The sequence below is a fragment of the Streptomyces tremellae genome, assembly GCF_039540215.1.
GTDB classification, from domain to species: Bacteria; Actinomycetota; Actinomycetes; order Streptomycetales; family Streptomycetaceae; genus Streptomyces; species Streptomyces tremellae.
The window spans coordinates 1-19,281 of record NZ_BAABEP010000076.1; the positions used below are offsets into that span (position 1 = coordinate 1).

A 19,281-nucleotide genomic window follows, 5' to 3' on the forward strand; every position below is an offset into this window, starting at 1 on the left:
CTTCCTGTTCCGCCGGGAGCGCGGGCCGCGGGCGGCGCCGCTGCCGCCGGGCCTGTAGCGGCGGACGCCCGCGCGGAGCCCGGCGCGCGGCGCCGACCCGGCGAAGCGCGCCGCGCGGACACCACGCGCAGAGACCGGCGCGCGGAGCCGTCCCACTGAGGCCATGCGGCGGAACCCGGCGCGGCGGTCTCACCGCTCCGGGCTGACCCCCACGAAGGCCAGGGTGAGCAGCCGGTCCGCCTCAGCGGCGGCCTCCGGGTGGTGCTCCGTGGCCAGCGCGATGCCGGTGACCAGGGTGATCAGGTCGGCGACCGTCACCCCGGCGCCGACCACGCCCTCGTCCGCCGCGCGGCGCAGCAGCGCCCCGCACGCCTCGCCGAGCACCGCTGAGCAGCTGTGCACCGCTTCCTCGTCGAACGCCCCGTCGGGCGCCATCGCCGCGGCCATGCCACGCGCCGACGCGGAGTACGCGGTGAGCGCACGCAGCCACGCGAGCAGCGCGGCGCGGGCGTCCGGTGCGTCGGCCAGGGCGCGGGCGCGCTCGCAGAGGGCCTCGATGCGCTCCCGGAAGACCGCGTCGAGCAGGGCGCGGCGGCCGGGGAAGTGCCGGCGCACGGTCGCCGAGCCGACCCCGGCGACGCGGGCGATCTGCTCAAGGGAGGCGTCGGCGCCGTGCGCGGCGACCTCCGCCTCCGCGACCGCGAGGATGCGCGCGTAGTTGCGCCGCGCGTCGGCGCGCTGACCGGGCATGTGATCACCTCCGACATTGCCAAGCGGCGGGCCCCTCCGTATCGTACCGAAGAAGAAACGGTGGGCCCCGCCGTTTCTGGTCTCCCGCCACCCCTGCCCGAGGAGCCTCATGTCAGCCACCACAGCCCCCGTCCTGGTCACCGGCGCCACCGGCAGGCAGGGCGGCGCCACCGCGCGCGCCCTGCTCGCCGCCGGCGTCCCCGTACGCGCCCTCGTCCGCGGCCCGGGCACCGACCGCGCACGGGCCGTCGAGGCGCTCGGCGCCGAGCTGGTCACCGGGGACCTCGACGACCGCGACTCGCTCACCCGCGCCGCCGAGGGGGCGCGCGCCGTCTTCTCCGTCCAGATGCCCGACCTGGCCGGCGGCGGCTTCGAGGGCGAGCTAGCCCAGGCCGCCCGCCTGATCGGGGCGGCGCGGGACGCGGGCGTCGGGCAGTTCGTCCACACCTCGGTCTCAGGCGCCGGGCAGCACACCGCGGCGCCCGGCTGGGCCGAGGGCCGCTGGGCCGCGATGGAGCCGTACTACGCGACCAAGACGGGCATCCAGGACCGGGTGCGTGAGGCGGGGTTCAGGTACTGGACCCTGATCAAGCCCGGCTTCTTCATGGAGAACTTCCTGCCCTCCATGGAGTTCCTGTTCCCCCGGGGCGTCGAGGGCGGCATCGTGAGCCTGCTCAAGCCGGACACCCGGCTCTCGCTGGTCGCCGTGGACGACATCGGCGCCGCAGCCGCCGCCGCGATCGCCGACCCGGAGCGCTTCCACCGCGTGGAGCTCGAACTCGCCAGCGACTACCTGCCGATGACCCGGATCGCCGAGGTCCTCTCCGCCGCCCTCGGCACCGAGCTGACCGCGCCCGACATGGCCCTGGACGAGGCGGTCGCCGCCGGCATGCCGCCCATGGGCGCGGGCCACCAGATGATGAACGAGACCGGCCAGCCCGCCCGCCCCGAGTTCGCCCGCGCCCTCGGCGTCCCCCTGACCTCCTTCGAGGAGTGGGCCCGCACCCGCCTCACCCCCGCGGCCTGACCCCGCGGAGCACGCGGCGCGGGCCGGTCAGCGCTCCGGAGCCGAGAGGTGCCAGCCCCCGGCCCGCGTCAGCCGCGCAGGCCCCTGGCGATCAGGTCGGCCAGGGCGAAGACGAAGAGTGCGATGCCGATGAAGCCGTTGACCTGGAAGAAGGCACGGTTGAGGCGGGAGAGGTCGTGGGGGCGGACGATCGTGTGCTCGTAGAGGAAGGCGGCGGCCACGACCGCGAGGCCGATCCAGTACAGGACGCCCGCGCCGGTGGCGGCGCCGTACCAGGCGAGCAGGGCCGTGGTGACGACGTGCGCGGCGCGCGCCCCGTGCAGCGCAGCGGGGATGCCGAAGCGCGCGGGGACCGACCGCACGCCGTGGGCGCGGTCGGCGCGCACGTCCTGGCAGGCGAAGATCAGGTCGAAGCCGCCGATCCAGACGCCCACCGCGAGGCCCAGGATCACCGCGTCCCACGACCAGCTGCCGGTCACCGCGATCCACGCGCCGATCGGGCCGATGGCCTGCGCGATGCCGAGGATGGCGTGCGGGAAGGACGTGAAGCGCTTGCCGTACGGATACACCACCATCGGCACGGCCGCGGGCAGCGCCAGCGCCAGGCAGAGCGGGCCCAGCAGCGCCGCCGCCGCGAGGAACACCAGCAGCGCGACGATCGCGCCGGTCCACGCCGAGCGGACCGACACCGCGCCGGTCACCAGCTCGCGGCCCGCCGTGCGCGGGTTCCGCGCGTCGATCTCCCGGTCGATGATCCGGTTGCAGGCCATCGCGAACGTCCGCATGCCCACCATGGCGACGGTCACGAGCAGCAGCTTCCACCAGTGGACGCTGTCGTCGAGCTGCTCCATCGCGGTGAGCGCCGCGATGTAGGCGAAGGGCAGCGCGAACACCGAGTGCTCGATCATGACGAGCCGCAGGAAGGCCCGGACCCTGCCGCCGTGGATCGGTTCCGGGCCGCCGATGGCCCCGTCCGCCGTGGTGCTCACAGCCCGTACTCCTTCCACCGGCGGTCGACAAGCGCCGCCGTCTCCCGGTCCGGTACGACCATATGCGGCCAGCCGCCCTCGCGCGCGTACCCCTCCTCGGGGAGCTTCCTCGTCGCGTCGATCCCGGCCTTGCCGCCCCAGAACTGCTGGTACGAGGCGTGGTCGAGGTGGTCGACCGGACCCTCCACGACGGTCAGGTCGTGCGCGTAGTCGGTGTTGCCGAGCGCGCGCCACGCCACCTCGTGCAGGTCGTGCACGTCGCAGTCGGCGTCCACCACCACGATCAGCTTGGTGAGCGACATCATGTGGGCGCCCCAGATGGCGTGCATCACCTTCTGCGCGTGCTTGGGGTACTTCTTGTCGATCGAGACGATCGCGCAGTTGTGGAAGCCGCCCGCCTCCGGCAGGTGGTAGTCCACGATGTCCGGCACGATGATCTTCAGCAACGGCAGGAAGAACCGCTCGGTGGCCCGCCCCAGCGGCCCGTCCTCCGTCGGCGGCCTGCCGACCACGATGGACTGGAGCAGCGGGCGCCTGCGCGTCGTCACGCAGTCGACGGTCAGCGCGGGGAACTCCTCCTGCGGCGTGTAGAAGCCGGTGTGGTCGCCGAACGGCCCCTCGGGCAGCGTCTTCCCCGGTTCGAGCCAGCCTTCGAGCACCACCTCGGCCGCCGCGGGCACCTGGAGCGGGACGGTCCTGCAGTCGACCATCTCGATGCGCCGCCCCTGCAGGAACCCGGCGAACAGGTACTCGTCGATGTCGCCGGGCAGCGGCGCCGTCGAGACGTACGTCACGGCAGGCGGGCAGCCGAAGGCGATCGCGACCGGCAGCCGCTCGCCGCGCCGCGCCGCCACCGCGTAGTGGTTGCGGCTGTCCTTGTGGATCTGCCAGTGCATGCCGAGGGTGCGCCGGTCGTGCCGCTGGAGCCGGTAGAGGCCGAGGTTGCGCACGCCCGTCTCGGGGTCCTTGGTGTGCGTGAGGCCCAGGTTGAAGAAGGAGCCGCCGTCCTCGGGCCAGGTGAACAGCGCGGGCAGCGCGTCCAGGTCCACGTCGTCACCGGTGCGCACGACCTCCTGGACCGGCGCCTCCTTCACCTTCTTCGGCGGCACGTGGACCATCGAGCCCAGCTTGCCGAAGGCGTCGCGCACCCCGACGAAGCCGTGCGGCAGCTCCGGTTTGAGCAGCCCGCCGATCTTCTCGCTGATCTCCGCGTAGGAGGTGAGCCCGAGCGCCTTCAGCAGCCTGCGGTCCGTGCCGTACACGTTCATCGCAAGCGGCATCGCGGAGCCGCGCACGTTCTCGAAGAGGAGCGCGGGGCCGCCCGCCTTGTTCACCCGGTCGGTGATCTCGCCGACCTCCAGATACGGGTCGACCTCGGCCTTCACGCGCTTGAGGTCGCCCTCGCGCTCCAGGGCCCTCAGCAGCGAGCGAAGATCGTCGTAAGCCATGCCCCCCAGTATCGGCCACCGGCAGCGCGGGCCCCGCCACCGGGCCCGCCGCCCCTTCCCCCCGCGCTCCCCCGTGCGCGCCGCGGCCCCGTCCCGCCCGTTCGGCCGCCGTCCGTACGGGCGGAACGCCGGGCCCCCGCGGCGGGCGGTCCGCCGGCTCCGCCCCCTGCCCACCCGGGGTGTCGCGGGGGCGTCACGGCAGGTGAAGAAGGGATGGCCGCGCGGTGGCGCGGCCCCGCCGGGCCCGCCCGCGCCACCCGTCGCGCGCCACCCGCGCCGCCGCCCCGGCTCCGCGTCGCACACCCCGTACTGACACTCCGTCAGCGACACTGTCCTGACCCTCCCCACCAGGCGTTCCGCGGCCACGGCCCCCGGCCGTACCGCCCCGTACGCCCCAACCGGCCGCGCCGGAAGCACACTTTGCCACCGCTTGATCCTTTTGCCGTTGCTTGGCCGGGCGTTCACCGAAATGCCCTCACTTTCCGCGCACCCGGCCGGAGAGAGTCGTGCGCGGCCTGTTCCGCCCTCTCACTCCGCAAGGGAAGTGGGTACCCCCATGCCCGACATGACCCGTCGCAGACTCCTCGGCTCCGCCGCCGGGGCCGCGGCCGGCGGCGCCGCGCTCAGCCTGCTGCCGCCTTCCGTCCAGAAGGCCGTAGCCGCGGGCCCGCCACGGCGCGGCTCGATCGACGACATCGAGCACGTCGTCCTGCTGATGCAGGAGAACCGCTCCTTCGACCACTACTTCGGCACGATGAAGGGCGTGCGCGGCTTCGGCGACCCGGCCGCGAAGCGCCTTCCGAACGGCCGTCCCGTCTTCTACCAGCCCGACCCCGGCACCCCCGACGGCTACATGCTGCCGTTCCACCTGGACACGCACAGCAGCAGCGCCCAGGCCATCCCCTCCACCAGCCACGCCTGGTCGGTCCAGCACAGCGCCTGGAACAACGGGAAGATGGACAACTGGCTGCCCGCCCACCGCGCGGCCGACGGCAGGAACGGCCCGTACGTGATGGGCTACTACACGCGCGAGGACATCCCGTTCCAGTTCGCGCTGGCCGAGGCGTTCACCGTGTGCGACAACTACTTCTGCTCGATGATGGGCCCGACCTGGCCCAACCGCATGTTCTGGATGACCGGCACGGTCGACCCGAACGGCACCCACGGCGGCCCGATCATCAGCAACGTCGCCCCCGACAGCGGATACACCTGGACCACGTACGCGGAGCGCCTCGAAGCGGCCGGCGTGTCCTGGAAGGTGTACCAGGAGGAGGACGACTACGGCTGCAACATGCTGGAGAACTTCGCGAACTTCAAGAACGCGAAGCCCGGCGACCCGCTGTACGACAAGGGCGTGCAGCCGGGCCCGGCGGGCGCGTTCGAGGCGGACGCGCGGGCCGGGCGCCTGCCCACCGTCTCCTGGATCATCTGCACCAGCACCCAGTCCGAACACCCGGACTACCTGCCCGCGGCGGGCGCCGACTACGTCGCCTCGAAGATCGAGGCGATCGCCTCCAACCCCGAGCTGTGGCGCAAGACCGCGTTCATCCTCGACTACGACGAGAACGACGGCCTCTTCGACCACGTCGTGCCGCCCACGCCGAGGCCCGGCACGGTGGACGAGTACATCGACGGGCTCCCCATCGGCGCGGGCTTCCGCGTGCCGTGCGTCGTCGTCTCGCCGTGGACGGTGGGCGGCTGGGCCGCGGGCGAGGCGTTCGACCACACGTCCGTGCTCCGGTTCCTGGAGCGCGTCACCGGCGTGCGCGAGCCCAACATCAGCCAGTGGCGCCGCCGTACGTTCGGCGACCTGACGTCGGCGTTCGGCTTCCGCCAGGCGGCGCCCCGCCCGCCGAAGCTGCCCACGGACACCGCGGAGCAGCTCGCCGAGGCCCAGCAGGAGGTGGCGACGCTGCCTCCGCCGACCCTGCCGACCACGCACCAGAAGGTGCCGCGGCAGGAGAAGGGGTGGCGGCCCCGCCGCTGAGCCCCGCCGCCGAGCGGCCCCACCGCCGCACAGAGGCGTGCCCCGGCCGGATGTCAGGATTCCGGCCGGGGCACGCCCGTGCGGTGTACGGGGACGCGCGCGTCACACGCCCGCGTACGAGTGCTTGCCCGAGACGAAGATGTTGACGCCGTAGTAGTTGAAGAGGAAGCACGCGAAGGCGACCAGCGCGAGCGAGGCGGCCTTGCGGCCCTTCCAGCCGGCCGTGGCACGCGCGTGCAGGTAGCCGGCGTAGGCGACCCAGGTGATGAAGGACCAGGTCTCCTTCGGGTCCCACTCCCAGTAGTGGCCCCACGCGCTGCCCGCCCAGATGGCGCCCGCGATGATCGTGAACGTCCACAGCGGGAAGACGGCCGCGTTGACGCGGTAGGCGAGCTTGTCGAGGGTGGCCGCCGCGGGCAGCCGTTCGAGCACCGAGGTGGCGAAGGCGCTGACCTTCTCGCCCGCGATCAGCTTCATCTCGTACCGGTCGCGGAAGAGGTAGAGCAGGGTGGCGACGGCGCCGACGTAGAAGACCGCGCCGCAGAAGATCGCGGTGGAGACGTGGATCCACAGCCAGTACGAGTGGAGCGCGGGCACCAGCTGGTCACTCGCGGTGTACAGCACGGTGACGGCGAGGCCGAGCGTCAGCAGCACGGTCGCCACCAGCGGCAGCCCCAGCCAGCGGATGTTGAGCTTCCGCGACGCGAGCAGGCCCAGGTACACGCCCACGGCGACCGTCGAGAACGTGATGCTGAACTCGTACATGTTGCCCCACGGCGCGCGCTGCACCGACAGGGCGCGGGTGAGGACGCCGCCCGCGGCGATGAAGAAGGCGAGCACCGTCAGGGACAGCGCGATCCTGCCCCACATGTCGCCCTGCACGTCGCCGCCGTCCGCGCCGGGGCCGTCCGGCACGTCGCGGGATCCCGAGGCGGAGCGGGTGATGACCTTCGGCCGCTCCAGGACGGTCGTGCCGCCGCCCTTGGCGGTGACCTTCACGGTGACCGTGTCGGCGTCCTTCGCCGTCTCCTCGGCGGCGGTGCCGGTCAGCGCGGCGGCCGTACGGGCGACCTTGCTGCGGCTCCCGAAGATCCACTCGAAGATGTGCGCGAAGAAGGCCAGCATGTACACGGCCATGGCCGAGTAGATCAGCACATTGCTGGTGTGGGCCAAATTCTCGTTGGTTGCGGCGGCGAGGATCACTTCTGCGCCCCTTCGGCGTGTTCGGCTGGTGCGGCGGCGGAGGCTTCGCCCGCGTCGTCGGCGTCAGGATCGGGCGCCGGGGGCGCCTCGGGAATGAGCGTGACGGCCAGGTCGCCAAGCTCCTCGGGGAGTTTCGCGGACTCGCTGCGGCCGAGTCCCGCCATCTCCAGGACGGTCACGCCGTCGGGGCCCTCGACGGCCCTGACCCAGACGCGGCGCCGCTGGATGAACAGGGAGCCCGCGAGCCCGAGGATGGCGGCGACCGCGCCGCCGAGCGCCCAGAGCTCGCCCGGCTGGTGGGTGATCTGGAAGCTCGCCCACTCCTTGATCGGGCCCTTGTCGAAGGTGAGGGAGCCCGCGCCGCCCGGCAGTTTCAGGGTCTCGCCGGGCAGCAGGCTCTGCTTGAGGATCTGCCCCTTGGAGTCCTTGAACGGTTTCAGGGTCTTCGTGTTCAGCTGGTAGACGTTCTGCGGGATGCCGGAGTCGACACCGAGGTCGCCGTGGTAGGCGCCGATGTTGAGGACCGGGAAGTCGGGGGCGGGGAACTGCGAGAGCATCTGCCCCTTGCCGCCGAACGTCGGTACGAACAGCGCCGCGAAGCCCAGCTGGTCCTTCTTGCCGTCCTTGTCGCGGTAGCCGTCCATCACCTTGATGGCACCGCTGGAGGAGAGGTTCTTGTCGAACGGCAGCAGCGGGGTGTTGCCGTGGAAGACGACCTTGCCCCTGCCGTCCCTGACCGTGACGGACGGCGCGTAGCCGTGCGAGATCAGGTAGACGTTGGAGCCCTCCACCTTCAAGGGGTGGTTCTCCTTGATGACGGCCTTGTGGTCCTTGTCGCCCGGACCCTCGGAGTAGTGGATGTCCGCCTGGAAGGTGCGGGCGGTGCCGACCTCGGGGCCGCTGCGCTCGTACGTGCCGACGAAGTCGTCGAGCGAGAAGGAGAAGGGCGCGAGGTTCGCGGTGTCGAAGAGCGGGCCCGACGTGAAGTCGTCGTACTGGCTGAGCGTGTTGGAGAACCCGTCCTGGTCCCCCTCCATGATCAGCTTGCCGCCCTCCGACTTGAACAGGGAGCCGGAGGCGAAGGCGAGCAGCATCACGATCAGCGCCACGTGGAAGACGAGGTTCCCGGCCTCGCGCAGATAGCCCTTCTCGGCCGCGACCGCGTCGCCGACCACGTGGGCGCGGAACCTGCGCCGCCTGAGCACTGCGAGCGCGGCCTCGCGTACGGCCTCGGGCTCCGTCCGGGTGCGCCAGGTGGTGTACGCGGGCAGCCTGGTGAGGCGGCGCGGCGCGCCGGGCGGACGGCCGCGCAGCTGGCCGACGAACTGCCAGGACCGCGGGATGATGCAGCCGATCAGCGAGATGAACAGCAGGATGTAGATCGCGGAGAACCACACCGAGCTGTACACGTGGAACAGCTGGAGCTTGTCGTAGACCGGCCCGAGCGTGGTGTGGTCGGCCATGAAGGTGTCGACCTTGTTCTGGTCCGCGCTTGCCTGCGGGATCAGGGAGCCGGGGATCGCGGCGAGCGACAGCAGCAGGAGCAGCAGCAGCGCGATGCGCATGGAGGTGAGCTGGCGCCAGAACCAGCGGACCCAGCCGACAGGACCGAGCGTGGGGCCCGAGATCAGCGGCTCCTCGCGGGGCGCGGTCGACAGCTGGGACCCGGCGGCGCCGATCTCGCGCGCGTCGGCCTCGTCCTGGGTACGGGCGGACGCGGCGGTGTCGTCATCGACGGCGGCGTCGGCGGCCCCCGCCGTCGCGTCGGCGGTTCCCACGGCCGTGTCGGCGGCTTCTTCACCGTCGCCGGCGGCGGCCCGGCCGCGGCCGGGCTGCGTGTCTGTGTTGCCCATGGTGCTAGATCCCCACCGAGAAGCCGTTGGACCACGACTGCGTCTGCTGAAGGATGCCGTCCCACACGCCGGTCACGAGCAGCAGCCCGGTGGCGACCATCATGCCGCCGCCGATCCGCATGACCCACGCGTAGTGGCGCTTGACCCAGCCGAAGGCGCCCAGGGCCTTGCGGAACGCGACGGCCGCGACCACGAAGGGCACCCCGAGCCCCAGACAGTACGCGACGGACAGCACGGCCCCGCGTCCGGCACTGGCCTGGCTGAAAGCGAGCATGTTGACGGCGGAGAGGGTCGGCCCGAGACAGGGCGTCCAGCCGACCCCGAACAGCGCGCCGAGCAGCGGCGCGCCGACCAGGCCCGAGACGGGCCGCTTGTGGATGCGCACCTCGCGCTGGGTGATCCAGGGCATCAGCCCGGCGAAGAAGAGGCCCATGAGGATCATCAGCACCCCGAGCACCCGGGAAAGGACGCCCCTGTGGTCCTGGAGGTTCTGCCCCGCGAAGCCGAAAAGCGCGCCACCGGAGACGAAGACGGCCGTGAAGCCGAGCACGAAGAGGCTCGCGCCGGTGACCATCCGGCCGCGCCGCGCCTGGCCGAGGTCGGAGCCCGTGACTCCGGTCACGTAGCTGAGGTAGCCGGGCACGAGCGGCAGGACGCACGGGGAGAAGAAGGAGACGAGGCCGCCGAGAACCGCGACGGGCAGCGCGAGCAGCAGCGCGCCGCTCGTGACGGTGGTGTTGTAGCCCGTCACCGCGAGGGCCTGTACGCCGTGCACGGGATCACTTCTCCGCGATCAGCGGGTCGATCATCTTCTTGAGTTTGGCCTCGTCAAGGGCCTGGAGGGCGCGCGCGGCGATCTTCCCCTGCCGGTCGAGCACGATCGTGGACGGGATGGCCTGCGGGTTGAGCGTCCCCTTGGGGAAGCCGGAGAGCAGCAGCCGCCCGGTCGGGTCGTACAGGCTGGGGTACGGGATCGCGTAGTTCTTCTCGAAGGCGACGCCCTGGTCCTTGTTGGTGTCCCGGGTGTCGATGCCCACGAACTGCACGCCCTTGCCCTGAGTGGCGCCCGCGACCTTCGCGAGGTGGGGAGCCTCGGCGCGGCAGGGCGAGCACCAGGAGCCCCAGACGTTGAGGACGACGACCTTGCCCTTGAGCGAGGAGACGTCCAGGGGCTTGCCGTCCAGGGTGGTGCCCTTGATGGCGCCCACCGCCTTGCGGTCGGCCTTCGGGACGGTGTCGATGCCGTCGGAGGTGCTCGCGACGAAGTTCGTGTTGCCGCCTCCGCCGGACTTGCCGCTGCCGCACGCGGTGAGCGCGAGGGCGGCGGTGACCACGGCGACCGGCAGGACGGCGGCGCGCGCCGCCCGGCGGGAGCGGGTGCGCGCGGTGGTGCGTCGGGGGGCGCGGCCGAAGTTCATGTGAAAAGTTTCGCATGGGCGTTTCGGGCAATCCCGCCCACCCCCCTCGGTGTCCGGGCCGCCCCAAGGGCCCGTTGTAAGGGCCGGGTGAGCCGGACCTGTGCCACCCGGCGGACCAGCGGCGGTCCCGGCACGGGGGCGGGTTTCACACCGACCGGCCCCCGTACGGGCGTTGTGTACGTGTTCGTCCCGGTCAGGCCGCCTTGAGGTAGGTGTTCCAGCCGCCCGTGGGCGCCTGCCCGACCTCCAGGCCCTGGAGTTTGCCGAGGATCGCGGGGTCCTGCGCGTCCAGCCAGTCGGTGAACTGGCGGAACGAGACGAGCCGCACCTCCGGCCTGCCCGCGATCTGCTTCAGGGCTTCCTCGACGGCGTCCATGTAGATGCCGCCGTTCCACGTCTCCATGTGGTTGCCGATGAAGAAGGGCGCGCGGTTGGTCTCGTACGCCCGCTGGAAGCCGGCCAGGTACGACTGGGTGGCCTGCTGGCGCCAGCCCGCGTAGCGGGAGGTCATGCCCTGGGTGGAGTTCTTCGACTGGTTGGCGAGGATGTTGTAGTCCATCGACAGCACCTCGAAGCTGTGCCCGGGGAAGGGGATGCCCTGGAGCGGGTAGTCCCACAGGCCCTGCTTCTTGGTCGGCCAGGTCTGCGTGCCGCCGGGCGACGAGGCGTCGTAGCGCCAGCCGAGCGCGGCCGCGGTCGGCAGCAGCTGCTCCTGGCCGAGCAGGCAGGGGGTGCGGCCGCCGATGAGCTCCTTGCGGTAGTCGAACGGCAGCGGCTCGCCTTCGGTGCTGCCGCAGTTGGTCTTCCAGGTCGTGACGAACGACATGGCCTGGTCGATCTCACTGCGCCACTGCTCGGGCGACCAGTTGGCGACGGAGCCGCTGCCCGAGCAGAAGTGGCCGTTGAAGTGGGTGCCGATCTCGTGGCCGTCGTTCCAGGCGCGGCGCACGCAGGCGAGGGTGTCCTTGATGTGCGCGTCGGTGAGGTAGCCGATGTCCGACGCGCCGACCGGGTTGTTGGGCGGCCGGTAGAGGTGCTTCTTCCCCTCGGGCAGCAGGTAGAGCCCGGAGAGGAAGAAGGTCATCTTGGCGTCGTGCTGCTGCGCCAGGTCGAGGAAGCGGGTGAAGAGGCCCGTACCCACCTCGCCCGCGCCGTCCCAGGAGAAGACGACGAACTGCGGCGGTGTCTGGCCCGGCTCCAGCGGCTCGGGGGCCGGCGGCTGGTTGGGCTGCTTGCCCGTGTCGGCGGTGGAGCCGTCCCCGATGAGGGTGACGGCCTTCTTCGGCGGGGCGCCGGCGGCGGCGTCCTTGCCCGCCTTGCCGGTCGCCTCGGCCGACGCGTGGTGGCCCGTGGCCTTCTCGGCGCCGCAGGCGGCGAGTCCGACCGCCGCCGCCGCGCCCATTCCTGCCCCGAGCAGATCTCTCCGGCTGATGCTGCGCATACCGTCCCCATCCGTGTGCGATCACTGGTGACCGGCAAGCACAGGTCAGGCACTTGTCGGTTCATCACATTTTTTACAAGCGACAAACCGTGAGACAGTGCACCAAACACGGCGGTTCATGGAATTATCGTATCTTTACGAATGCGAGACGCAGCGATGGGGCGCACGGTCCTTTACGCCCTACTCCGTCCGGGTATGTCCTATGCGCCGAACGCCTTGCCCGCCCCCGGCTGGGGTTTGCCGCCGGGCAGCAGGTGCGCGGGCACCAGGTCGCGGGCGGGCTCCGAGTAGCCCACCGAGACGATCCGGTCGCCCCGGTACGTGAACGTCGTCAGCGACGCCAGCGTGCACTGGCGGCGGCGCGGGTCGTGCCAGAGCCTGCGGCCCTCGACGAAGCTGCGCAGGATCCAGATCGGCAGCTGGTGGCTGACGCAGACCGCCTCGTGGCCGCGGGCCAGGTCGCGCGCCTTCGCCAGCGCGCCCGTCATCCGCACGACCTGGTCGACGTACGGCTCGCCCCAGGACGGGCGGAACGGGTTGGTCAGGTACTTCCAGTTCGCGGGCTTGCGCAGCGCGCCGTCCCCGACGCCGAAGGTCTTGCCCTCGAAGATGTTCGCCGCCTCGATGAGCCGGATGTCGGTCGCGACGTCGAGGCCCTTCGCCTTCGCGAGCGGCGCGGCCGTCTCCTGCGCGCGCTCCAGCGGGGAGGCGACGACCAGGGTGATGTCCCGGTCCGCGAGGTGCTCGGCGACCCGCTCGGCCATGCGCACACCGAGGTCGGAGAGGTGGTACCCGGGCCGGCGCCCGTACAGCACGCCGTCCGGGTTGTGCACCTCGCCGTGGCGCATCACGTGGACCACGGTCAGCTCGTCCGGGTCTGCGGCGTTGAGGCTGTTGCTCATCACGAATCCTTCGGCACTCTCGTATGACGACGGGCCGCCCCCGCGGGGGCGGTACCGCCGCGGGGCCGCCCCGCGACGGCGGTACCACCCGGCGGCGGTCCCACCCGGCGGGGCGGTCCCGCCCGGCGGGCGGCGGGTCAGGCTGCGGGCGGCGGTCCCGCCCGGGGAGGGCCCGCCCGGGGAGGCGGGCCGATCCGGCAACGGTCCCACCCGGCGGGGCGGTCCCGCGCTGCGGGGGCAGTCCCGTTCCGGCGCCCCGCCGGGCGGGGGCCGGCCCGCTCGGGCGGCAGACGGCAGATCGCGGACCGGGCCGTCGGCGCCGGCTCGCGGGTCAGGCCGCGGGCGGCTCGGCGCGGGCTGCGGCGCGGGCGGCCTCGGGCAGGGCGGCGGCGATCCGCTCGACCGCGCGCTCGTCGTGCGCGGTGGACAGGAACCACACCTCGAACGCCGAGGGCGGCAGGTAGACGCCCCTGGCCAGCATCGCGTGGAAGAACGCGGTGAAGCGGTATGTGTCCTGCCGCTTGGCGTCCTCGAAGTCCCGCACCTCCCGGTCGGTGAAGAACACGGAGAACATGTTCGACGCCGTCTGCACCCGGTGCGCCACGCCCTCCTTGGTCAGCGCCCCGGACACCAGCTCGCGCACCTGCGCGGAGACCGCGTCGACCGCGGCGTACGCGGCGTCGTCGAGGAGCCGCAGCTGCGCGAGGCCCGCGGCGGTCGCCACCGGGTTCCCCGACAGGGTGCCCGCCTGGTAGACCGGGCCCGCGGGGGCCAGGCGCTGCATGATCTCGGCCCGGCCGCCGAACGCGGCGGCCGGGAAGCCGCCGCCCATGACCTTGCCGAACGTCATCAGGTCGGGCGCCACGCCGTCGATCCCGTACCAGCCCGCCTTCGAGGTGCGGAAGCCGGTCATCACCTCGTCCGAGACGTACAGGGCGCCGTTGTCGTGGCACAGCTGCCGCAGGCCCGCGTTGAAGCCCTCGCGCGGCGGCACGACGCCCATGTTGCCCGGCGATGCCTCGGTGATCACGCAGGCGATCTCGCCGGGGTGCGCGGCGAACGCCTCGCGCACGGCGTCCAGGTCGTTGTACGGCAGTACGAGCGTGTCGCCCGCCTGCGCGCCCGTCACGCCCGGGGTGTCGGGCAGCGCGAAGGTGGCGAGGCCGGAGCCGGCGGACGCGAGCAGCGCGTCCACATGGCCGTGATAGCAGCCCGCGAACTTCACGACCTTGGCCCGCCCTGTGTAGCCGCGGGCCAGCCGGATCGCGGACATCGTCGCCTCCGTCCCGGATGACACGAGACGCACCTCGTCGAGCGGCGCGACCCGCGCGACCATCTCCTCGGCGAGCGCGACCTCCCCCTCGGTGGGCGCGCCGAAGGACGTGCCGCGCGCCACCGCCGCCTGCACCGCCTCGACCACCCGCGGGTGCGCGTGCCCGAGGATCATCGGGCCCCACGAGCACACCAGGTCGACGTACTCCCTGCCGTCCGCGTCGGTGAGGTAGGGACCGCTGCCGGAGGCCATGAACCGGGGCGTGCCGCCGACGGCGCCGAAGGCGCGTACGGGAGAGTTGACCCCGCCGGGGGTCACTCGGGCCGCACGCGCGAAGAGTGTCTGCGAAACTGGGGCATCAGCATCAAAGGGGAAGCTCACGCAATCCATGGTGTCAGAGGCCCGGATGTTCTTGCGGACAGGTGTTTCACGGAGCGTCTGCGGGGGAGGTCACTGTCACGATGATCGGGTTGCGCGGCCGGAGCTGCGAGTGGTCGGGTGGAGATATGCATCGCGGTGGCGGACTGGGCGAGGGGACGGACGGCCTGGGACCCGAGCCTGCCCGGCGGGGCAGGCACCGGCGCAACGACCGACAGCGCGAGCATCACGACCGCGAACGGCAGCGGCATGATCAGCATGATCAGCCGCAGCCGACGAGCAGGAGTGGTGGCCGCGTGGGGGTGACCTACAAGTACTTCGGCGCGCCGGACGGCGCGACGGCCGCCCGTGTCCCCATCTCGATGCGCCCCGAGGAACTCGGGGGCGACGAGCTCGGCATGGGCGGGATGTTCACCAAGATCAAGCCGGAGACCATAGCCGCGATGGTCCTCACCGGCATCCAGGGCATGCCCCTCTACCGGGTCCCGCCGCTCGAACTGGTCGTGCTGCACCCGGACTACGCGGTCGTCAAGCTCCCGATGACGGCGGTCGACCCGTTGCGCGGCGTCGGCGAGGAGTCGGTCGGCGCCGCGGCCTTCATCTGGTCCACGGTCCCCGACCGCGGCGGCCCGCGCGACGCCTTCGACGTCTACCAACTCCTCCACGAGTGGCAGGACTTCTCACACCGCCTGCACGAGGCCGGCCACCAGCCGTACTGCCTGGTCTGGCCGTAGCGCGGCGCTCCCCCGTGCGAACGCGGCCGGGGGCCTCGGGGGCGTCGAGCCCTGGTCCGAGGCCCCCGGCCGCTGGGGGTCGGGCGTCCGGGGCGACGGAGCAGCCTCACCGCTCCGCGTAGCGCAGGAACTGCCAGCCCAGTACCACCAAGGCGAGCGCCTGCACGAAAGAGAGGGCCACGAGAAGGGGTGGGACGGCGGGAGAGCACCAGAACACGGTCATGCAGATCACCGGCAAGGCCACGTAGGTGAACAGGTCCACGGCCGTCTGGAGACGCTTGCGCTTTCCCCTGCTCGTGAGGCCGAGCGCGACACGGCATGAGGTGCCCTGCACCGTTCCTGCCTCGAACCGCGTCCCGCGCTCATGACGGTGCACCTGCGGGCCGGTCAACTTTCGGCGCACTTCCTGATATTCGAGATGGAGGGCGGTGAGGATCACCACCAGGTCTCCGACATCCACCTCTCTCCCTGCGGGCGGCACAGGCCGGGTCAGCGGCCGGGGAAAGCACCCTCGTCGGTCCGGCCCGGTACAGCCGTGCGGGTCGTCCTCGCGTGGACCTGCGTTCGGAGCCGGCGGGGCGGCGGGCGTGGTGGTGTTGTGCGAGTCTTCGCCGGTGTGCCACATTCTTGACCGCATCGGTGGGCACACGTCCATGCGGCCGGAAGGGATGAAATGAGCACGGAGACGCTGGAGTTCCAGGCTGAGGCGCGGCAACTCCTGCAGCTGATGGTCCACTCGATCTACTCGAACAAGGATATCTTCCTGCGCGAGCTGATCTCCAACGCCTCCGACGCGCTGGACAAGCGGCGCCTCGCCGGACTCCAGGACGACCGCCTGCGGGCCGACGACCCGCACATCCGCGTCGAGGCCGACAAGGAGGCCCGCACCCTGACCGTGCGGGACAACGGCATCGGCATGTCGCGGGAGGACGTGGTCGGCCTCATCGGCACCATCGCGAGGTCCGGCACCGCCGAGACCCTGCGCAGGCTGAAGGAGAACAAGGAGTCCGCCGAGCTGATCGGCCAGTTCGGCGTCGGCTTCTACTCCGTCTTCATGGTCGCCGACCGCGTCACCCTCCTCACCCGCAAGGCCGGCGAGGAGACCGGCACGCGCTGGGAGTCGGACGGCGGCGGCACCTACGTCATCGAGTCCGTGGCGGACGCGCCCGAGGGCACCGAGGTCACCGTCCACCTGCGTCCCGCCGACGAGGAGGACGCGCTCCACGACTATGCAGACGAGTGGAAGATCCGGGAGATCGTCAAGCGGTACTCGGACTTCATCTCGTTCCCCATCCGGCTCGGCGACGAGACCCTGAACTCGATGAAGGCCCTCTGGGCCAGGCCGCGTTCCGAGGTGAAGGACGAGGAGTACCACGAGTTCTACCGGCACATCACCCACGACTGGTCGGACCCGCTCGAGATCGTCCAGATGCGGGCGGAGGGCACCTTCGAGTACGAGGCGCTGCTGTTCATCCCCTCCCGTGCCCCGCACGACCTCTTCCAGCGCGACGGCCGCCACGGCATCCAGCTGTACGTCAAGCGGGTGTTCATCATGGACGACACCCGTGAACTCCTCCCCCCGCACCTGCGCTTCGTGAAGGGCGTCGTGGACGCCGCCGACCTGTCGCTGAACATCTCCCGCGAGATGCTCCAGCAGGACCGGCACATCCGCATGATCCGCCGCCGGCTGGCCAAGAAGGTCCTGTCGACCGTCAAGGGCCTGATGCGGGACGACGCCGAGAAGTACCGCGCCTTCTGGCACGAGTTCGGCGCGGCGGTCAAGGAGGGCCTGCTCGACGGCGCCGAGGACCACAAGGCGATCCTCGACATCGCCTCGTTCACCTCCACCGTGGGCGAGGAGCCCACCACCCTGGCCGACTACGTCACCCGGATGAAGGACGGCCAGGACACGATCTACTTCATGACCGGCGAGAGCCGCGCACAGATCGAGAACTCCCCGCACCTGGAGACCTTCCGCGCCAAGGGGTACGAGGTGCTGCTGCTCACCGACCCGGTCGACGAGATCTGGACCGAGTCCGTGCGCGAGTACGAGGGCCACGCACTGCGGTCCGTCGCGCGGGGCGCCGTGGACCTGCCGGCCGACGACGAGGTCTCCGAGGAGCGGACGGGCGCGTACGCCTCGCTGCTGACCTGGCTCAACGAGACGCTGGACGACGTCAAGGACGTCCGGCTGACCACCAGGCTGACCAGCTCGCCGGCCTGTCTGGTGAGCGACTCCGAAGGACTGACTCCGGCATTGGAGCGGATGTACCGGGCGATGGGCCAGGAGGTCCCGAAGGTCAAGCGGATCCTCGAACTCAACCCGGAGCACCCGCTCGTCGACGGGCTGCGCGAGGCGTACGAGCGGCAGGCCGACGCTCCGGAACTGGCCGAGACCGCCGAGCTGCTGTACGGCACCGCCCTGCTCGCCGAGGGCGGGGGCCTGGCGGATCCGGCCCGCTTCGCCAGGCTGCTGGCCGATCGGCTCGCCAGGACGGTGTGACAGGCGGCACGGCGGCCCCCGGCACGGTCAGCGGCAGCGGCGGCCGCCCACCGGGCGCCGCACGCTGCCGCAGCCGGATCAGGGCGCCGTGGGCGGCGGCAGGAAGATCGCGCCGCGGGCGCTCGCGCGGGCCGTGCGGGCGGCGAAGGTGAGCCAGGCGCCGAGCAGCAGGGCGTAGAGGACCACCGCGGCGGCGGTGAAGAGGGTGGCGTGGAGGCGGGCGGCGTGGGCGCGGCGGCCAGGCACCACGGGATCAGCCGGCCGTCCGCGAGCGCCCGCATCCGCCACCTGGAGCGCAGGCTCGGCCTCCCCCTCCTCACCCGCGCCCCGCGCGGCTCCCGCCTCACCGAGCAGGGCGCGTTCGTCGCCGACTGGGCGAGGACCGCGCTCGACGCGGCGGGCGCCCTGGAGGCCGGCATCGCGTCCCTGCACCACACCGCGAGAGCAGGCTCGCGGTCGCGGCGAGCCTGACCGTCGCCGAGTACCTGCTGCCGCACTGGCTGGTCCGCTTCCACGGGCGCGTGCCCGGCACCACCGTCGCGCTGATCACGGGCGACTCCGACGACGTGGCCGCCGCGGTGCTCGGTGACCGCGTCGGCGTCGGCTTCGTCGAGGGCCCGAAGCCGCCGCGCGGGCTGAGCACGTCGCCCGTGGGCCGCGACGAGCTGACGGTGATCGTGCACCCCGGGCACCCCTGGGCGCGCCGCGGGTCCGGCATCACCCCGGCGGAGCTCGCGGCGACACCGCTGGTGAGCCGCGAACACGGCTCGGGCACACGCCAGTTCCTCGAACAGGCGCTGCGGGCGCACACCGGGGCCCTGCTCGCGCCGCCGCTGCTCGCACTCTCCTCCACGACCGCCGTCAGGACCGCCGTCGCGGAGGCGGTCGCGCCCGGTGTCCTCAGCAGCCTCGCCGTCTCGTCCGAGCTGCGCGCGGGCCCGCTGGCCGCGGTGCCGGTCACCGGCCTCGACCTCACCCGCACGCTGCGCGTCGTGCACCGCGCGGGCACCCAGCTCGTCGGCGCGGCAGCCGGCCTGGCGGCGGTCGCGCGCACGGCGGGGCGTGACGCGAGGCGGTGACGCGGGACGGGGCGGTGACGCGGGCGCCGCCGGTGCCGGGACCTCCGCTCCACGCGGGCACCGCAGGGCCCGGGGCCCGCGTGGCGCGGCGCGGTGCCCCCGACGCGTCACGCCGAGGCGCGGGACCCGGGCGCCCCCTGGCCGGGACCCGGCGTGGCGCGGACAGGTGCTCCGGGCCCGGACCCGCCGTGTGACCCGGGTGCGCAGCGCCCGGCCCCCTCGTGGCCTGTATTCTGGACATGAGCCACGGCCTTCACGGCCGTAGCGCGGCGGTGGGGCCCGCCGTATCCGAACCG

The 19,281-nt window shown here is 72.2% G+C and carries 19 protein-coding genes; 7 read left to right on the plus strand and 12 right to left on the minus strand.

The features are described from left to right. Positions 1 to 189: 189 nt before the first annotated feature. Positions 190 to 750: a TetR/AcrR family transcriptional regulator gene (locus ABEA77_RS30400; protein WP_345654709.1), complete on the minus strand. Its 561-nt coding sequence runs from the start codon at positions 748 to 750 to the stop codon at positions 190 to 192. Positions 751 to 859: 109 nt separating this feature from the next. Here ABEA77_RS30400 and ABEA77_RS30405 point away from each other — a divergent pair, with 109 nt between their 5' ends. After that, positions 860 to 1,777, plus strand: coding sequence for an NmrA family NAD(P)-binding protein (locus ABEA77_RS30405; RefSeq protein ID WP_345654712.1), 918 nt, complete (start codon positions 860 to 862; stop codon positions 1,775 to 1,777). Between the two features lie 68 nt (positions 1,778 to 1,845). On the opposite strand, the gene mqnP is transcribed toward ABEA77_RS30405, so the two are convergent. After that, a complete protein-coding gene (mqnP, locus tag ABEA77_RS30410; RefSeq protein ID WP_345654715.1) occupies positions 1,846 to 2,766 on the minus strand; it encodes a menaquinone biosynthesis prenyltransferase MqnP in 921 nt (306 codons plus the stop codon). Beyond that, positions 2,763 to 4,214 (minus strand): menaquinone biosynthesis decarboxylase, encoded by a 1,452-nt coding sequence (locus ABEA77_RS30415; RefSeq protein ID WP_345654718.1) that lies wholly within the window; start codon positions 4,212 to 4,214, stop codon positions 2,763 to 2,765. The genes mqnP and ABEA77_RS30415 overlap by 4 nt, the downstream gene beginning before the upstream one ends. Positions 4,215 to 4,770: 556 nt before the next feature. On the opposite strand from ABEA77_RS30415, the gene ABEA77_RS30420 reads away from it, so the two are divergent. Next, the gene (locus tag ABEA77_RS30420) at positions 4,771 to 6,201 is read left to right on the plus strand and encodes an alkaline phosphatase family protein (protein ID WP_345654720.1); all 1,431 of its coding nucleotides are present in this window, start codon (positions 4,771 to 4,773) and stop codon (positions 6,199 to 6,201) included. Between the two features lie 102 nt (positions 6,202 to 6,303). Here the strand turns inward: ABEA77_RS30420 and ccsB are convergent, their stop codons facing one another. From ccsB to hemL, 7 genes are all read right to left on the minus strand, one after another. Next, a complete protein-coding gene (gene ccsB, locus ABEA77_RS30425) occupies positions 6,304 to 7,404 on the minus strand; it encodes a c-type cytochrome biogenesis protein CcsB (RefSeq protein WP_345654722.1) in 1,101 nt (366 codons plus the stop codon). After that, the gene (resB, locus tag ABEA77_RS30430) at positions 7,401 to 9,257 is read right to left on the minus strand and encodes a cytochrome c biogenesis protein ResB (protein WP_345654725.1); all 1,857 of its coding nucleotides are present in this window, start codon (positions 9,255 to 9,257) and stop codon (positions 7,401 to 7,403) included. Before resB ends, ccsB begins: the two co-directional genes overlap by 4 nt. A gap of 4 nt (positions 9,258 to 9,261) precedes the next feature. Further along, positions 9,262 to 10,032 carry a cytochrome c biogenesis CcdA family protein gene (locus ABEA77_RS30435; RefSeq protein ID WP_345654727.1) on the minus strand — a complete coding sequence of 257 codons (771 nt, stop codon included), beginning with the start codon at positions 10,030 to 10,032 and terminating at the stop codon, positions 9,262 to 9,264. A gap of 4 nt (positions 10,033 to 10,036) precedes the next feature. Next, positions 10,037 to 10,675 carry a TlpA family protein disulfide reductase gene (locus ABEA77_RS30440; RefSeq protein WP_345654730.1) on the minus strand — a complete coding sequence of 213 codons (639 nt, stop codon included), beginning with the start codon at positions 10,673 to 10,675 and terminating at the stop codon, positions 10,037 to 10,039. A 193-nt stretch (positions 10,676 to 10,868) separates the two neighbouring features. Beyond that, complete coding sequence (locus ABEA77_RS30445) at positions 10,869 to 12,116, minus strand: polysaccharide deacetylase family protein (RefSeq protein ID WP_345654733.1); 1,248 nt, start codon at positions 12,114 to 12,116, stop codon at positions 10,869 to 10,871. A 200-nt stretch (positions 12,117 to 12,316) separates the two neighbouring features. After that, complete coding sequence (locus ABEA77_RS30450; protein ID WP_345654736.1) at positions 12,317 to 13,018, minus strand: histidine phosphatase family protein; 702 nt, start codon at positions 13,016 to 13,018, stop codon at positions 12,317 to 12,319. A gap of 331 nt (positions 13,019 to 13,349) precedes the next feature. After that, positions 13,350 to 14,681 (minus strand): glutamate-1-semialdehyde 2,1-aminomutase, encoded by a 1,332-nt coding sequence (hemL, locus tag ABEA77_RS30455; protein ID WP_345654738.1) that lies wholly within the window; start codon positions 14,679 to 14,681, stop codon positions 13,350 to 13,352. A gap of 108 nt (positions 14,682 to 14,789) precedes the next feature. On the opposite strand from hemL, the gene ABEA77_RS30460 reads away from it, so the two are divergent. After that, the gene (locus ABEA77_RS30460) at positions 14,790 to 14,975 is read left to right on the plus strand and encodes a hypothetical protein (RefSeq protein WP_345654741.1); all 186 of its coding nucleotides are present in this window, start codon (positions 14,790 to 14,792) and stop codon (positions 14,973 to 14,975) included. Next, positions 14,966 to 15,403 (plus strand): hypothetical protein, encoded by a 438-nt coding sequence (locus ABEA77_RS30465; protein ID WP_345654744.1) that lies wholly within the window; start codon positions 14,966 to 14,968, stop codon positions 15,401 to 15,403. The genes ABEA77_RS30460 and ABEA77_RS30465 overlap by 10 nt, the downstream gene beginning before the upstream one ends. 106 nt (positions 15,404 to 15,509) lie before the next feature. On the opposite strand, the gene ABEA77_RS30470 is transcribed toward ABEA77_RS30465, so the two are convergent. Next, positions 15,510 to 15,863: a hypothetical protein gene (locus ABEA77_RS30470; RefSeq protein ID WP_345654747.1), complete on the minus strand. Its 354-nt coding sequence runs from the start codon at positions 15,861 to 15,863 to the stop codon at positions 15,510 to 15,512. A 213-nt stretch (positions 15,864 to 16,076) separates the two neighbouring features. Between ABEA77_RS30470 and htpG the strand changes: the two genes are divergently transcribed. Continuing rightward, positions 16,077 to 17,906, plus strand: coding sequence for a molecular chaperone HtpG (gene htpG, locus ABEA77_RS30475; RefSeq protein WP_345654750.1), 1,830 nt, complete (start codon positions 16,077 to 16,079; stop codon positions 17,904 to 17,906). A 78-nt stretch (positions 17,907 to 17,984) separates the two neighbouring features. Here htpG and ABEA77_RS30480 read toward each other — a convergent pair whose 3' ends face one another. Continuing rightward, positions 17,985 to 18,152, minus strand: a complete 168-nt coding sequence (locus ABEA77_RS30480; RefSeq protein ID WP_345654752.1) for a hypothetical protein — start codon at positions 18,150 to 18,152, stop codon at positions 17,985 to 17,987. Between ABEA77_RS30480 and ABEA77_RS30485 the strand changes: the two genes are divergently transcribed. Together ABEA77_RS30485 and ABEA77_RS30490 are read left to right on the plus strand one after the other, a co-directional pair. Beyond that, positions 18,132 to 18,377, plus strand: coding sequence for a LysR family transcriptional regulator (locus ABEA77_RS30485; RefSeq protein ID WP_345654755.1), 246 nt, complete (start codon positions 18,132 to 18,134; stop codon positions 18,375 to 18,377). The genes ABEA77_RS30480 and ABEA77_RS30485 overlap by 21 nt on opposite strands. A 17-nt stretch (positions 18,378 to 18,394) precedes the next feature. Beyond that, complete coding sequence (locus ABEA77_RS30490; RefSeq protein ID WP_486389445.1) at positions 18,395 to 18,985, plus strand: LysR substrate-binding domain-containing protein; 591 nt, start codon at positions 18,395 to 18,397, stop codon at positions 18,983 to 18,985. Positions 18,986 to 19,281: the final 296 nt, after the last annotated feature.